This window comes from Novosphingobium sp. BAM6 (assembly GCF_057784955.1).
Map to the genome: position 1 here is coordinate 674177 of NZ_JBYNTR010000001.1, position 15620 is coordinate 689796.

Annotated in this window: 13 protein-coding genes; 2 read left to right on the plus strand and 11 right to left on the minus strand. The window is 65.8% G+C overall.

Annotation, left to right across the window (positions count from 1 at the left end; genetic code table 11):
* Positions 1 to 16: 16 nt before the first annotated feature.
* Positions 17 to 550 (minus strand): GNAT family N-acetyltransferase, encoded by a 534-nt coding sequence (locus AC3EC3_RS03270; RefSeq protein ID WP_488488241.1) that lies wholly within the window; start codon positions 548 to 550, stop codon positions 17 to 19.
* Positions 551 to 788: 238 nt separating this feature from the next.
* Here AC3EC3_RS03270 and acs point away from each other — a divergent pair, with 238 nt between their 5' ends.
* Positions 789 to 2738 carry an acetate--CoA ligase gene (gene acs / locus AC3EC3_RS03275; protein WP_488488242.1) on the plus strand — a complete coding sequence of 650 codons (1950 nt, stop codon included), beginning with the start codon at positions 789 to 791 and terminating at the stop codon, positions 2736 to 2738.
* A gap of 18 nt (positions 2739 to 2756) precedes the next feature.
* On the opposite strand, the gene AC3EC3_RS03280 is transcribed toward acs, so the two are convergent.
* The 3 genes from AC3EC3_RS03280 to AC3EC3_RS03290 form a co-directional block, all read right to left on the minus strand.
* Positions 2757 to 3902, minus strand: coding sequence for a pyridoxal phosphate-dependent aminotransferase (locus AC3EC3_RS03280; protein WP_488488243.1), 1146 nt, complete (start codon positions 3900 to 3902; stop codon positions 2757 to 2759).
* 13 nt (positions 3903 to 3915) lie between these two features.
* Positions 3916 to 4959 (minus strand): LacI family DNA-binding transcriptional regulator, encoded by a 1044-nt coding sequence (locus tag AC3EC3_RS03285; protein WP_488488244.1) that lies wholly within the window; start codon positions 4957 to 4959, stop codon positions 3916 to 3918.
* Positions 4960 to 5074: 115 nt separating this feature from the next.
* Positions 5075 to 6127: an NAD(P)-dependent alcohol dehydrogenase gene (locus tag AC3EC3_RS03290; protein ID WP_488488245.1), complete on the minus strand. Its 1053-nt coding sequence runs from the start codon at positions 6125 to 6127 to the stop codon at positions 5075 to 5077.
* A 155-nt stretch (positions 6128 to 6282) separates the two neighbouring features.
* On the opposite strand from AC3EC3_RS03290, the gene AC3EC3_RS03295 reads away from it, so the two are divergent.
* Complete coding sequence (locus AC3EC3_RS03295; RefSeq protein ID WP_488488246.1) at positions 6283 to 7182, plus strand: LysR family transcriptional regulator; 900 nt, start codon at positions 6283 to 6285, stop codon at positions 7180 to 7182.
* 28 nt (positions 7183 to 7210) lie between these two features.
* On the opposite strand, the gene AC3EC3_RS03300 is transcribed toward AC3EC3_RS03295, so the two are convergent.
* From AC3EC3_RS03300 to AC3EC3_RS03330, 7 genes are all read right to left on the minus strand, one after another.
* Complete coding sequence (locus AC3EC3_RS03300) at positions 7211 to 8362, minus strand: glycosyltransferase (protein ID WP_488488247.1); 1152 nt, start codon at positions 8360 to 8362, stop codon at positions 7211 to 7213.
* A 13-nt stretch (positions 8363 to 8375) separates the two neighbouring features.
* Positions 8376 to 8906, minus strand: coding sequence for a DUF2141 domain-containing protein (locus AC3EC3_RS03305; RefSeq protein WP_488488248.1), 531 nt, complete (start codon positions 8904 to 8906; stop codon positions 8376 to 8378).
* Entirely contained in the window at positions 8903 to 9853 is a 951-nt protein-coding gene (locus AC3EC3_RS03310; protein ID WP_488488249.1) for a hypothetical protein, read from the minus strand. The genes AC3EC3_RS03305 and AC3EC3_RS03310 overlap by 4 nt, the downstream gene beginning before the upstream one ends.
* Before the next feature lie 20 nt (positions 9854 to 9873).
* Positions 9874 to 11118 (minus strand): glycosyltransferase, encoded by a 1245-nt coding sequence (locus tag AC3EC3_RS03315; protein ID WP_488488250.1) that lies wholly within the window; start codon positions 11116 to 11118, stop codon positions 9874 to 9876.
* Between the two features lie 170 nt (positions 11119 to 11288).
* The gene (locus tag AC3EC3_RS03320; protein ID WP_488488251.1) at positions 11289 to 12047 is read right to left on the minus strand and encodes a DUF2334 domain-containing protein; all 759 of its coding nucleotides are present in this window, start codon (positions 12045 to 12047) and stop codon (positions 11289 to 11291) included.
* Positions 12048 to 12179: 132 nt separating this feature from the next.
* Positions 12180 to 14015, minus strand: a complete 1836-nt coding sequence (gene mdoH / locus AC3EC3_RS03325; RefSeq protein ID WP_488488252.1) for a glucans biosynthesis glucosyltransferase MdoH — start codon at positions 14013 to 14015, stop codon at positions 12180 to 12182.
* Positions 14016 to 14017: 2 nt separating this feature from the next.
* Positions 14018 to 15487: an OpgD/OpgG family glucan biosynthesis protein gene (locus AC3EC3_RS03330; protein WP_488488253.1), complete on the minus strand. Its 1470-nt coding sequence runs from the start codon at positions 15485 to 15487 to the stop codon at positions 14018 to 14020.
* Positions 15488 to 15620: the final 133 nt, after the last annotated feature.

Sequence of the window (15620 nt, forward strand, 5' to 3'; positions counted from 1 at the left end):
CCGGTGGAAAACCGGTTCAGCGCAGCTCCCGGCTGAGCACGAGGAGGCTTGGGTCATCGTCGCAGACCTCCGAGACGAAACCCTTCTCCTGCTCCAGTTCGATGGCGGCGCGGTTATCGCGCGATTCGATGGAGAACACCCGGCGGCAGCCCCGGTGCGCGGCCTGTTCGGCAAGGAAGTCCAGCATCGCCCAGCCGATGCCGAGGCCGCGATGGCTGCCGCAGATCGACACGGCGACTTCCGCGTTCTCCAGCGGCCCGTCGCAGGCCAGCACGCCCGAGGCGACCAGCCGCTTGTTGGCGTGATCGAAGGCCAGCCACGATTCGGTGCGGAAATGGTCGGTGTGGATGATCGGCTGCAACTGCACCGGGCCGATATGCCGCACGCCGCTGAGGAAGCGGAAGCGGCGGTCATCTTCCGAAACGCGGTCGAAGAAGTCCACCAGCATGATGATGTCCGAAGCGCGCGCCGGGCGGATGTCGAGCGCGAGACCGGCGCGGGTGGTGAGGACGGCGTTGGCGAGGACAGTGGCGGCGGCAGGATCGGTCATGACACATAGGCTCCCATCACGAGACGCCGGGCTTATGCGGCCATTCGCGGCGCGCCGCCTTGATCCAGCGCAAATGCCAGGCATGGAGGATGTCATCGTATCCGGGCCGGGACACCTTGCCCGCGCTTTCGCACCTGCAACGATTCCCCCCCTGTTCGCGTTGGCATCCATGTGCAAGACTGTGCGCAAAGGCACTCTGCGAGGTGCCGCACAGAAATTTGCGAGAGGAGACAACGCCATGGCCGAAGCCCTGTATCCGGTTCCCGAGGACTGGGCGCGCGATGCGCTGATCGATGCCGAGCGTTACGAGACGATGTATCGCCAGTCGATCGAGGATCCGGACGCTTTCTGGCGCGACGAAGCGCAGCGGCTCGACTGGATCAAACCGTTCTCGGTGGTGAAGGACACCAGCTTTGACGAGGCGGACTTCAACATCTCGTGGTTCACCGACGGTACGCTGAATCTCTCGGCCAACTGTCTCGACCGCCATCTGGCGGAGCATGGCGATACCGTGGCGATCATCTGGGAGCCGGACGATCCGACGCATGATGTGCGCCGGATCACCTATCGCGAGCTTCATGAGCAGGTCTGCCGTTTCGCCAACCTGCTGAAAGCGCGCGGCGTCAAGCGCGGCGAGCGGGTGACGATCTACCTGCCGATGGTGCCCGAGGCCGCCGTGGCCATGCTGGCCTGCGCGCGCATCGGGGCGATCCACTCGATCGTCTTCGCCGGGTTCTCCGCCGATGCGCTGGCGGGCCGTATCCAGGACTGTGATAGCCGCATCGTGCTGACCGCCGATCAGGGCCTGCGCGGCGGCAAGGCTATCGCGCTCAAGGCCTGCGTGGACGAGGCGGTGGAGCGCTGCCCCGGCGTCGATACGGTGATCGTGCTGGCGCATACCGGGGCCGAGGTTCCGATGAAGGATGGCCGCGATATCGACTGGGCCTCGGGTGTCGCCGACCAGAGCGCCGAATGCGCGCCCGAGGAAATGCGCGCGGAAGATCCGCTGTTCATCCTCTATACCTCCGGCTCGACGGGCAAGCCCAAGGGCGTGTTGCACACCACCGGCGGCTATGCCGTGTGGGCGGCGATGACGCATGAATACGTGTTCGATTACCGACCCGGCCAGATCTACTGGTGCGCCGCCGATATCGGCTGGGTCACGGGGCATTCCTATGTCGTCTACGGCCCGCTGGCAAACGGCGCGACGACGGTGATGTTCGAGGGTGTGCCGAGTTGGCCCGATCCCTCGCGCTTCTGGCAGATCGTCGACAAGTTCAAGGTCGAGGCGTTCTACGGCGCGCCGACCGCCCTGCGCGCGCTGATGCGCGAGGGCGACGAGTGGGTGAAGAAGACCTCGCGCCAGTCGCTGCGGGTACTGGGTTCGGTGGGCGAACCGATCAATCCTGAAGCGTGGTCGTGGTATCACGAGGTGGTGGGCGAGGGGCGCTGCCCGATCGTCGATACCTGGTGGCAGACCGAGACCGGTGGGCATATGATTACCCCGCTGCCCGGCGCCACGGCGCTCAAGCCCGGTTCCGCCAGCAAGCCGATGTTCGGGGTCAAGCCGATGCTGCTCGACAACGATGGCACGGTGATCGAGGGCGCGGGCGAGGGCTGCCTTGTCATCGCCGAATCCTGGCCCGGCCAGATGCGTACCGTCTGGGGCGATCACGAACGCTTCTTCCAGACCTATTTCAGCACCTTCAAGGGCTATTACTTCACCGGCGACGGCTGCCGCCGTGACGAGGATGGCTATTACTGGATCACCGGGCGTATCGATGACGTAATTAACGTCTCGGGCCACCGCATGGGCACGGCGGAGATCGAATCGGCACTGGTCGCCCATGCCAAGGTGGCCGAAGCGGCGGTCGTCGGCATGCCGCATCCGATCAAGGGGCAGGGCATCTATGCCTTCGTCACCTGCAATTCCGAGGTCGAGCCCGATGACGCGCTGCGCAAGGAGCTGATCCAGTGGGTCCGCCACGAGATCGGTCCGATCGCGACGCCCGACGTGATCCAGTTCGCGCCGGGCCTGCCCAAGACCCGCTCGGGCAAGATCATGCGGCGTATCCTGCGCAAGATCGGCGAGAACGACGTGTCGAACCTTGGTGATACCTCGACGCTGGCCGATCCTTCGGTGGTCGATCACCTGCTGGCGAACCGCCCGCAACCGGCGACGGTGTAAGGCAAAAGGCGCGCTTGCTCAGATCCTGAGGGCTTCGAGCAGGCGCTCCATTGCTGTGCGAATTTCGTCGGGATCGCGGGCGAAGCACAGGCGCAGGTGGCCGCGTCCTTCCTCGCCGAAGCCTTCGCCCGGCGCGATACCGACGCCAAGCTCCACAGCCTTGCGCGCGAGGGCCACGCCATCGGTAAGGCCCTCGATGCGCGGGAACAGATAGAACGCGCCGCCGATTTCCGGCAGTTCGATGCGCGGATCGCCGCCCAGTACCTCGACAGCGGCAAGCCGTGCCGCCTCCAGCCGTGCGCGCTGCATGGTGACGAAAGTCTCGCCTTCCTCGCCAAGCGCGGCAAGGCCTCCACGCTGCACGAAATCGGGTGCGCACGAGGTGTTGAACTCGATCAGCCGCTCGAACGCCTGCACCAGTTCGGCGGGCGCGGTGATCCAGCCGAGCCGCCATCCGGTCATCGACCAGGTCTTGGAGTAGCTGTTGACTACGACGATGCGGCGGTGCTCGTCGAAATGTTCGAGGAAGGAGGCCGGCGCCACACCTTCGGGCAGGATGCGGGAATAGACTTCGTCCGCGAGCAGCCAGATGCCGCGCCGGTCCAGTTCCTCGACAAGGCGCGCCATGTCTTCGGGCGGCATGCGCCAGCCAGTGGGGTTCTGCGGACTGTTGATGAGGACCACGCGGGTCCGCTCGGTGCAGGCGGCCAGGATGTCGTCCACCGGCAGGTCGAAGCGGGCGTTCCACAGGCGTAAGGGGACTTCGCGCACCGTGGCGCTCAGCACCTTGGGGATCGCCAGCAGGTTGGGCCACGTCGGCACCGGGACGATCACCTCGTCGCCCGGATCGACCAGCGCCGAGAGCGTGAGCAGCAGGGCGTTGAGGCCGGAACTGGTGACGGCGATATTGTCGAAACCGGCGCTCGTCGCGAACAGGCGGCGCTGATAGCGGTCGAGCCCTTCGCGAAGCTCCGGCAGGCCCAGGTTCGGGCCATAACGCGTCTCGCCGCGCAGCAGGCTTTCGCGCGCCGCCTCGACGATCACCGGGGCGGTCGGCAGGTCGCTTTCGCCGAACCACAGGGGGATCAGGCCGGGACGCCCCATCGCGGCATTGGCGATCGAGCGGATCAGCGAGCCGGGCAGCTCGCGGGCAACATCACGCATGCGGGAACAGCTCTCAGCAGGAAGTGCGACGGTGGAGCGTGGCGCAAACCTCGACCGGGTTCAGTCCCGCTTCCGGGGTGTCGAGCAGTTCGACCGCAACGCGTGCCATCTCGTCCACATCCTGATCGAACGAGGTGAGGTCATAGCCCCGCCAGCGTGCAGCGGAGAGGTTGTCGTAGCCGATGATGCGATAGTCGCGCCCGGCTTCGAGGCCGCGTGTGCGGCGCAGGGCGTCGATCACGCCGAAAGCGGTGACGTCGTTGGCGCAGAACAGCCCTTGCGGGACATCGCCCTTGGCCAGTTCCAGTCCGGCCTGCCAGCCGCCCTCATAGGTATAGTTGCCATCGACAATGTGTGGGGAGTCGAGGCCGAGCGCCTCCACGCCTTCGATGAAGCCGCGCTGGCGGTCCATCTGCGAAAGGCTGTCCGGCGCGCCTGCGACATAGGCGAGGCTGGCTGCCCCGCACTCGTGCAGCAGGTTCGCCGCCTTCACGCCCGCCGCGCGGTTGTCGGACTGGACCACGCGCACCCATTCGCTCGACACGATCGAGTTCAGCGTGACGATCGGCAACTGGTAGCGGTCAAGCTGCTCGGCCACTTCGGGTGAGGACACGGCGAGCGCGCTGACCACGCCATCGACGCGGTAGGTCTCCAGTTCGCCCACGGCATCGTCGAGCGCGAGGTCGCTGTCGACCTGCATCAGCATGACCTGCCGGTCTGCAGCTTTCAGCGCACGGGTGAAGGCGCCGAGCGTGGCGGTGTAGAACGGGTTCTCGAAGCTGCCGACGACCACCGCGATGATCCCGGTCTTGCCGCTCAGCATCATGCCGGGCAGGCGGCTGGGGCGATAGCCGAGTTCGCGCGCGGCGACTTCGATGCGCTCGCGCATGGCGGGCGAGACGCTGCCGCCGGGCGTGAAGCAGCGCGAGACGGCGGACTGCGAGACGCCGGCAAGCCGTGCGACATCGTGCGAGGTGGGTGGACGGCGCGTCACGATGCAAGCGGCCGGGAAAGGTGAATTGCCATGCACGCAATCCTTATCGGTTGTGCGCAGCATGACAACGCAATTTCGTGCAAGGCCGCCGTCAATTCGCGCTGCACCAAAGTAAAAGGGCCGGATCACCCCTATGGCGATCCGGCCCCTTCAGTATCTGTCGGATGACAGCGCCCGATCAGGCGGCGGCTGCGAGGCTCGCCATGTCGATCACGAAGCGATAGTGGACGTCCGAGCGCTCCATGCGGTCCCACGCCTCGTTGATCTGGTCCATGCGGATCATCTCGACTTCGGGCAGGATGTTCTTGCGGCCGCAGAAATCGAGCATTTCCTGCGTTTCGGCGATGCCGCCGATCAGCGAACCGGCGATCGAGCGACGACCCATGATGAGCGGCACCGTGCTGGTCTCGTCGACCGGGCCGACCTGGCCGACGATCACGAGGCTGCCATCGACGTCGAGCAGCGGGGTATACCCGCTGAGGTCATGGCGGACCGGCACGGTGTCGATGATCAGATCGAAGCTGGAAGCAGCTTCCGCCATGGCAGCGGCATCGCTGGAGATCAGCACGGCGTCGGCACCGAGTGCGAAAGCGTCCTTCTCCTTGCCCGGCGTGCGGCTGAACACGGTAACTTGCGCGCCCATCGCGACGGCCAGCTTCACGGCCATGTGGCCAAGGCCGCCAAGGCCGATCACGCCGACGCGGCTGCCGGGACCGACGTTCCAGGTACGCAGCGGCGAATAGGTGGTGATGCCGGCACAGAGCAGCGGCGCCGCTTTCGCGATGTCGAGGCCCTCGGGGATGCTGAGGACGAATTCCTCGCGCACGACGATGTGGCGCGAATACCCCCCTTGCGTGGCGGTGCCATCGACACGGCTGGTGGCCGAGTAGGTGCCGGTGAAGCCTTCGCGGCAGAACTGTTCGTGATCGTGGTGGCACTGGTCGCATTCCTGGCAGGAATCGACCATGCAGCCGACGCCGACCTTGTCGCCGACGGCGAAGTTCACGACATCGGCACCGACCTCGATGACCTTGCCGATGATCTCGTGGCCGGGAACGACCGGGTACATCGTGCCGGGCCAGTCGCTGCGCGCGGTGTGCAGGTCGGAGTGGCAGACGCCGGAATAGAGGATCTCGATGGCGACGTCTTCGGGGCGCAGCGCGCGGCGCTCGAACTCGTAGGGCGCAAGCGGCGTGTCGGCCGACTGGGCGGCGTAACCGATGGTCTTCATGGGGTGATGGTCCTCATTGCAGGGAAACTGGGCGGGGAAACTGGATATGCCGAAAGCGACGCCGTCGGGCGCGGCATCGGCAGTGTGAATGTAAGCTGTCGACCGGTAAAGATTAGCGGCTGTCGGCGCATCGAACTCATGATAGATGTTCATCAATGCAACGCGAACATCTGGCCGATCTCACCGCTCTCATCGCCGTGGCCGACGAGGGCAGTTTTACCCGTGCCGCTGCGCGTCTGGGCACGTCCCAGTCCGCGCTCAGCCATACGCTGCGCCGTCTGGAGGCGCGTCTGGGGGTGCGGCTGCTGTCCCGCACCACGCGCAGCGTCGCGCCGACCGAGGCGGGCGAGCGGTTGCTGGAGACGATCCGTCCCGCGCTGGCCGAGATCGAGCGCGGCATCGGTGAAGTGACCGAACTGCGCGAAACGCCTGCCGGGACGATCCGGCTGACGGCGACGGACCATGCCGTGCGCTCGGTGCTCTGGCCGGTCCTGGCCGAGTTTCTGTCGAGCTATCCCGATATTCATGTCGAGATCAGCGTCGACGCGGGATTGACCGATATTGTTGCCGAGCGGTTCGATGCAGGGATTCGGATCGGCGAGTCCGTCGCAAAGGATATGATTGCGATACCCATCGGCCCACCGATGCGGTTGGTGACATATGCGGCGCCTTCCTACATCGAGAAGTACGGCGCGCCTGCAACACCGCATGATCTTGCCGCGCATCGCTGCATCAACCTGCGCATGCGAACCCGCGGCAATCTCTATGCATGGGAATTCGAGCGCGATGGGCGAGCGCTCAACGTGCGGGTGGAAGGGCAGTTCACCTGCGATAGTATCGAAATGATCGAGCAGGCTACCCTCGATGGTTTCGGCATCGGCTTTGTGATGGAGGCCAGCGTCGCACACCACGTCGAGGCGGGAAGACTTGTCCCGCTTCTCGACGAATGGTGCGCGCCGTTTGCAGGCTATCACCTTTACTACGCCAGTCGCCGCCAGCCTTCCGCAGCGTTTCGCCTGCTGGTGGATGCGTTGCGACGCAACACACGCCGCTAGGGTCATGACCCTAGCGCGGCGCATGGGATCATGCTGCTCGGCGACGGCCCGTTGCAATCATCTCGTAGGAGGCGAAAAGATCCTCGAAATGCTCGCCGATGGTGCGTGCGACGGCACGCGGGCGAGGGCGTTCTTTCGCGATCTTGAGAATGGCCTGCGCGGCTGACGCGGCGTCTCCTGCGGTGTAGGTCAATCCGGCGCCGCCTGCGGCATGGTCTGCCGCACCACCGGCATCGGGGACGATGACGGGCACGCCGCTGGCGCGCGCCTCGGCGGCGGTCATGCAGTAGGTTTCGGCTTCGCAGCCATGAACGAGGCCATCGGCACTGGCGATGATCCGGGCAAATGCCTCGCGGTCGCGTTCGGGGGCGAAGAGGCGGACGTGCGGGTTGCCCGCGATATGCTTGAGGATCGTGCGCTGCTCGCGCCCTTCGCCGAGCATGACAAGGCCGATCTGCGTATGGCGATTGGCCGCATTTACCGCGTCGATCACCAGTGGCCAGCGCTTTTCAGGCGCAAGGCGGCCGAGCGCGACCATCAGCGCGGCATCCGGTCCCAGATCGCAGGCGGCGAGCATGCGCGCGCGCAGGGCCTCGTCGCGGTGCGCGGGCGAGAAGCGTCCGGCCTCGATGCCCATCGGGATGGTGGCCGTCGCGTGGACGCCGCCTTCGCGCAGGCGGCGTTCGAGATCGGCATTGGCGCAAACGACCGCATCGTACCGGCGCGAATTGCGGCGCAGGTGCTCCCAGAAGATCGAGAACTGGCGGTCGATGGTCTGGCGCGAGAAGATCGGCCCGAGAATGCGGTAGGCATAGGCCGAAAGCGGATCGGCGTGCATCACCAGACTGCGCGGGGCATCGCCATGCCAGTCGGCGACGAGCGAGGCGGTGCGCCAGGGCGAGGTCGCTTCGACGAAATCCGGTCGCAGTTGATCCAGCGCGTCATGAACCTGTGCGCTCTCGGCGAAGTACCAGTACTTGCGATCGAGCGGGAAGCGCGGCGATTTCAGCGTGATGATCCGCGCGTTCGGGCCGCGCTCGATCACTTCGTCCCGGTCGCCGGGGGCAAGGATCACGATCTCATGGCCCAGCTTGGGGCCGACCGCGAGCTTCTGTTCCACGTAAGTCCGCACGCCGCCGCCGTGGGGGGTGTAGAAAGCACAGACATCGACGATGCGCATCGATCTGCTCCTGTTACTTCGTCGGCAGCGGGCTCATACCGAACCCGCGTTGATAGTTCATGACAATGGTGATCGGCGTCAGGCCCGGCCCGGCGGCGGCACTGGCGGCGGCGGACCTGGGCTTGCTCCAGCCCAGTTTCGGATTGCCGCCGAAGCCGATGCCGTCATGACGCCATTCGAACTTGCGGTCGGAATCGCGGTCATGCAGCAGGCTGACCGAGTAGCGCCCCGGTCCCGGCAGGCGCACGCACATGGTGACCGGGCCGGATGCGGGAACCGGCATGACCACGCGGCGGAAGGTCTTGCCCGCGCTGACCAGAATGTTGTCGTCGGCGAGAAAGTCTGTGTCGTTGTCTGGGTAGACTTCGAGCTTCAGCATCCCCGCGCGGTCCTTGAGCCCGGCCACGTTGACCAGAAAGGCAGGGCCGCGCTCGTCGGGGCGGCAGCGCCCTTCGGCCTGTCCCAGATCGGGGCTCGAGCGCAGCCGGGGCGGCGGTGCTGAGGCAGCGGCGGCCAGCAGCGGCAGGGCGAGCAGGGCGCTCATGCCGGCTGCTCCGGCTGGGCGAGATCGCGAACGGCGAGCAGGGTGCCGAGCAACAGGTGGGCGACGAGGATCAGGCCCGCCATCAGTGCCATCAGTTCGCCAATATCCTTCTCGTGCCCCAGCATCACCACGGCGACCCCGGCGAACAGCAGATCCTTGTTCGGCACCAGCGGCAGGCGCGAGACGAGCAGGCGCAGGGTCGCAAGATAGAGCCACCAGGAAAGCGGCACGTCGGGCAGAACCATGCGCCACAGCAGTGCGTTGAGGAACGTCGTGCCGAAGATGCGGAACAGGTGAACGCGGGTGATCATCCACAGCTCAGGGCGAGAGAGCGTGAACACCCGCTTGCGAAACGCCATGGCGGCGATCGAGATGACCACGATCACGCCCAGCGACAGCGTCAGCATCCGGGTATCGAGCCCAAGGCTGGTGGTGCCAACGATCGGTAGCATGATCGCCAGCAGTGCAACGGTGACGCCGTTGCCGGCCATGGCCGAAAGGATCGCCACGTCCTTCACACCGCCGAAGGGTGCGTCGGTAAGTGCCCCGCGCCGCCGGGCCCAGGTATAGAAATAGGCCTCGCCCAGATAGCCGAGCAGAAGCTCGTTGTAGACCTTCTTGCGCAGCAGCGCGAAGAAACCGGCGCCGGGCAGGCGCCACAGGCGATTGAAGATCGTCCAGTCGCAGGCGGGTGTGAGCAGATAGAAGGCGGCGAAAGTCAGCCAGAAGTCCGGCCGCGTGGGCACCATGCGGATCAGGTGATGGACGTCCAGGCCGCCCAGTTCGTGGATGACCGCCGCGATCACCGCCAGCGACAGCACGATCGAGACCAGCGCGTTGCGCCCCCGGTTCGAGGTGCGGTCCTGCGGGATCAGGTTAAGCGACGGTGCCGGACTGGCTACGGTTCCGGGCAGTGCCAGGGCCATGGCGGGAGAAGTGTCGGACAAGCTAGGGAACTCCCAGAGAGTCAGAGCGCACGGTGGCGCCGGCCTTCACCACGGGCCATGCTGGGGGGCATGGTCCGGGGCGCAGGCGATGCGGTGGCGGAGGCGGCCCGTGTCCCCTTCAGGTCCGCCATGAGATCGAGATATTCCACAGCTGCTGCCTCGATCTCGTAACGGGCTGCAGTTGTGCGCGCCTCGGCGCTGGAAAAGGTGCGGCTGCGCAGTTCGTTCATCGCCTCTGCAAGGGCTTCGACATTACGCGGCGCGACCAGCAGGCCGGTGCGATCGTGATCGAGCAGGCAGGACATGCTGGCGCAGCAGTTCGTTGCGGCGACCGGCAGTCCGGCGCCCAGGGCTTCGACGACGACGCCGGGAAGGCCTTCGTAATCGGAACTGAGCACGAAGGCGTCGGCCTTGGCCAGAAGAGTGTCGATCGAGCCAAGATGCCCCGGCAGATTGACCGATGCGGCGATCCCGAGTTCGGCTGCGAGCCGTTCGAGCTTGGCGCGCTCGGGGCCTTCTCCGGCGATCGTCAGGCTATCGCCAGCCTGCCAGATCGCGGCGAAGGCGCGCAGCAGCAGCGGATAGTTCTTTTGCGTGACCAGTCGACCCGCGCTGACGAAGTGCATCGCGGTGTCACGGCGCACAGGTCTTGCGATATGGGCGAGCGCATCGATGCGATGGCGTGAAAGCACCGGATTGGCGATGGTGCGGACTTGTTCGGCGCTGGCTCCGGTCACCCGCAGCACTTCCTCGCGCATGGCATCGGACAAGGCGATCATGCGTTCGAACAGGCGAGCGTGGAGGCGCAGCCAGACGCCATAGCCCCGGCGCAGCGGCCTGGGCATATCGGCGCGCTCCAGCGCGTTGCTGATTTTGAGCACCATCGGGGGCACTTGCTGCCCGAGAGCGAGCGGCGCCAGAAGTCGTACGACAGCGCCGACGATGGCGTAGGTGTTGCCCGGAAGGAAGACCACGTCGGTCTCGTTGCGGCGCAGATAGCGCAGCAGCGTGAAGATCATCCACGGCGTTTCCCACGAGACCGAGGCATAGCGGTTGGGAATGCGCCAGTAGTTGATCGAAGGCGCGCTCGACAGATGACGGCTGGCGATGCGGCCCAGAACCACTGTCACATCATGTCCAGCCTCATGCCACCGGGCGGCCAGATTGACGCCCACGCGTTCCACGCCGCCGGGATCGAGGCTGTGGATCGGCACGGCGATCCTGAGGCGCACCGTTTGCGCGGCAGCTTGGTTCGGTTCGGTCATTGCGACGCTCCTGCCTGCGGCGACTGGATTGCCCGCGAATTTCGCGCGTGTGCCAGCGGCTGCCTCGCTGCCCGCTGGTACGGATATGTCATGTCGGTCCTGTGACGACGCTCTGCCCTGCACGAAACTTGCGAGCCAACTTGAGACAGAAGCGCGACGGACATCGGGTGTCAGGCCAGCAGTTCGGCGTAGCGGGCGGGGCGGTGCGTGCGTACGAAACGCGCGAGCGTCGCGTCGATGCTGCGGATCAGCGAAGCCTTGGTGACATCGCCGGGATGCACGGCAAGACGCACGGTGTTGAGCCGGGGGAGGGCGAGCCGGGCAAGCGAGGCGAAGGCGAGCGAGGAGGCCGTGCGCATCGTCGAGCGGCTGGCCCAGGTGATCACCGGGCCCTTGGCCAGTTCACGGCCGTCGCGCGGATCCCACACCCGCATATGATCCTCGGCAAGCGGGAAGCCGACATCGCGCAGCGCAGCGCGGGCGCCGTCGCCATAAAGCCAGGCAGGGGCGATGAAGCCGGCGGTCGGGCGTCCGATGATGTCCTCGATCAGCGCCTTGCCATCGCGCATGCGCTGAAACGCCGTCGCATGGTCGAGACCCAGGAATTCGCCTTCGCCGGCGGTCATATGACGCGCCTTGAACCGGGCCATCCCATCCGCATGCTGCTGCGTGTCTTTGTGAAACCATCCGTGCACGAACATCTCGACGCCGCGCTCTGCCCAGACCCGCAGCTGGGTCTGAAAATTTTTGTCCGCCGCAAGCGGATGCTGTCCCCAGTGATCGGGAACGACCAGCATCGCGAAGCGCGCGGTGCCGAGATGCTTTTCGAACAGATCGACGAGGCGCGCGACGCGCTCGGCAGCGCCGGGCCCTACGTCGTGGATCGAGGCGAGAAGTCGTTTGTCGGGACCAGTCGCAGGCAGGGACATGTAACAGCGCTCCGCCGCAGAATGCGGCTGGGACGCGCTATTATGCCGATCTCATGACGGCGCCATGAACAATGTGACAAGGCGGCGGTTCACCTTTGTACCAAAGGGTCGCAGCCTTGTGAAAGGGGCGTGTCAGGTGCCTGAATTCAGGCTTTCTTCCGGCGGAGAGGAGGGGGGAGCGGTCAGCAGATGGCCGTTCTCGTGATCGGAAATCTGCGGTGGAGGGACGCGCAGCCAGCCCTTTTCGTGCAGTTTCGTGCCGAGCCGTTCGCTGGAGGTCAGGCTTATGAGCCAGGGCGAGAGGAGCAGGCCGATGGTGAGCGGCAGGAGCCAGATCGCCGTCACCTTGTCGATGAAGAACGTCCCCAGAAATACGAGGCCCAGCAGCAGGTGCTCGCGCAGATCGGGCACGATTTCGCGCACCTGGATGCGCCGCGCGCCGCGCTGCTGGGTGGTCCAGCCTGCGGAAATGCCGGTGAGCAGGCCGAGCAGTGCCTTGGTCTGCGTGACCATGGTGACAGGCGCGAGCAGGATGGCCAGCGGGACTTCGAGCAGCACCGATTTCAGGATGCCGAGCGTACCGCCGAAAGCGGCGCGGCGGCCCTTGTCGGCCAGCATCCAGATCGTGCCCATCAGCTTGGGGCCGAACAGCAGCACCACCGTCAGCCACAGCACTTCGGGCGGGGTGACGGCGGCGAAGCGTTCGTCGCTGCCCAGCGTCGCGGTCTGGGCGATGGCGGTGATCAGCAGCAGCAGCCAGCCGGGCGAGGTGAGATAGGCCGTCGCGCCGATCAGAAGGTGCAGGCGGCTGACCCAGTGCAGGCCGGAAGAGCCAAGGAGCTGCAGGTGCTGCAGGTTGCCCTGCATCCAGCGCCGGTCGCGGATCGCCATATCGACGATCGAGGGCGGGAATTCCTCGTAGCTGCCGCCGATCATCACCATGTGAACGGCCCAGCCGCGACGGCGCAGCAACGCGGATTCGAGCATGTCGTGGCTCAGGATATGGCCACCGAACGGCGCCTTGCCGGGCAGTTCGGGAAGGCCGCAGCTTTCGGCGAAGGCGCGGGTGCGCACGATCGCATTGTGCCCCCAGAAGTTCGCCTCCGCGCCCGACCACCACAGGAGCCCCGCCGAGGCGATGGGGCCGTAGGCCTCGCTCGCGAACTGCATCCAGCGCTGGAACAGCGTGGTCGGGTTGATGATCATCGGCACCGTCTGGAGCAGGCCGATCGAGGGGCGTTCCTCCATGATCGAGGCCATGCCGACGATGGCGCTGCCGCTCATCATCGAATCCGCGTCGAGCACCAGCATGTTCTCGTAAGCCGAGCCGAAACGCTGCACCCATTCGGCAATGTTGCCGGGCTTGCGTGCGATGTTCTTCTCGCGGCGGCGGTAATAGACCGGGATCGGCGATTCCGCGGCGACTTCACGCGCGACCACTTCCTCTCGCTTGCCGTGGAAGGGGTTGGAATCGCTCAGGATAAAGAAGTCGATCCACTCACTGCCACCAGCGCGCGCGATCGAGGTGGTCATCGCGCGGACGCGGGCGAAAACCTCGTCCACGTCCTCGTTGTAGACCGGCATCAGCACGGCGGTGCGGTGGCGCAGGGTAGAGGCGGGACTGGGGATCGCGGTGAAGCCGGGATGCTCCCCGCTGATCAGCTTCAGAAACCCGATGGTCGAGGTGACGAAGCCGAACGAGATCCAGAAGAACAGCGGCACGAAGAAGATCAGCAGCGCGATCTCGAAGGCATCGAGCCCGTCGCGCGCGAAGGCCATACGCACCGAACTGGAGGCGGCAAGCCCGATCAGCGCGGTGAGCGCGATCAGCAGCAGGCGCTTCACCAGCATCCCGTGTGGACGGGTGAGCACTTCGTGCGAGGCCGGCGGATTGCCGTCGAGCCGCTGAACCGGCATCTCCATCGGCGCTTCGGCCGGGAGCATGGGGAGAGCGGCAGGTTCGGTCATGGTCAAAGTTCGATAGCCTGTATCACGGTTTCGGTCAGGGCGGTTCCCTCGTGCTGGAGGAACAGCCGGAAGTCCGGGGCAGGAAGGCCCGCAGGCTTCAGATCGATCATGGCCCGCCACATATCGTCAGTTCCGACAATGGGATAGGCCTCGGCGGCAATCAGTGCCGCCTGAGGGACGCTCGACACCAGTTTGACCCCGCTCTCGCGGGTCAGCCCCTTCAGCGAGGGGCCGGCGAAATCGTACACGAATTTGAGGCCGTCGGCGATGTATTCGTGTCCGGGGATGCCTGCGGGGCCAAGGAAGCTGTTGATGCAGCGCGCGTTGGTATCGATCGTCGGGTCGTTCGACGTCCATGTCAGGCGATAGCCGAAATCGCGCCGTTCGCCTGCTTTGGCAGGCGCATCGCCGCGCCAGAACACGGCGATGTTGTCGAGCGTTTCCGATTTCGTGGGCATCTCGTAGAGATAGACCGCGCCCGCCCCCCAGTCGCCCTGCGGTTCGACCCAGAGCGAGGGGCGCTTGTCGTAGAATACGCCATCGTCCTCGTAATGGTCGAAATGCTGGTCGCGCTGGAGCAGGCCGAAGCCCTTGGGATGATCGGCGCGAAACGAGAACATCTTCGCAGCCGCCGGGTCCTGTAGGAGCCGCCAGACCCGCTCGCCGTTGCCCGACCAGATGGCGAGGCCATCGGAATCGTGGATTTCCGGGCGCCAGTCCGGGCGCTTGTGAGGATCGGCCTGATCGTACCAGAACATGCTGGAGGCGGCGGCGAGGCCGAGTTGCTCCACGTCCTTGCGCAGGAACAGCGTTGCGCGGATGTCCTGCACCACGCCTGTATTGGTCTTCGCGCAGTCGAAGGCATAGGCCCCGGTCAGGCTCGGCCCGTCCATCAGCGCGTGGACGCGCACGCGGTCGGCGCCGGTTTCCTCGAACCAGAACTTGGTGAAGTTGGGAAATTCCTCGCCATGGTTCGATCCGGTGTCGATGGCGATGCCGCGTGCCGAAAGTCCGTACTGGTCGCGACTGCCCGAGGCGCGGAAGTAGGATGCGCCCATGTAAGCCAGCCAGTCGGACTTGCCATCGGGCGTCATCACCCGGAAACCCGCCGCGTCGGAATGGGCCGTGCCCACGAACAGCCCGGTGGTATCGACCACGCGCCGGGCCTGTCCATCCTTCACCAGCGCGATCTCGACCGGAAACGGCGCGTTGATCTTCGCGGCGGGGAACAGGCGGACATTGCCCGCAAGCGTCTTCGCCGGGCCATAGGTGGCCTTGACGGCGCTGTCATAGTCCGGCGCGGCATTGGGGGTAGGCCTGGGTGCGACATAGGCCGCTGCGGCCAGTTTCTGCGCCATCGCCACCAGCACATCCCACGAGAACGGCTGCGGCACGCCCAGATGCACTTGCGGCGATGTTGCGGCAAGCACCTGTCGAGGCAGGCCAAGCGTCGCGGCGAGCGCTGCCAGCAAGCCACTCGCCTCCCGCCGTGTGACGGTGGGCAGCGTCCAATTAACGTGCCTTGTGGCTGAAAACTCGGTCAGGGCGCGTCGGGCCTTTCTGATGCCGTGTTCCGGACGCACCTGCGCGTCGGACTCCTGCAAT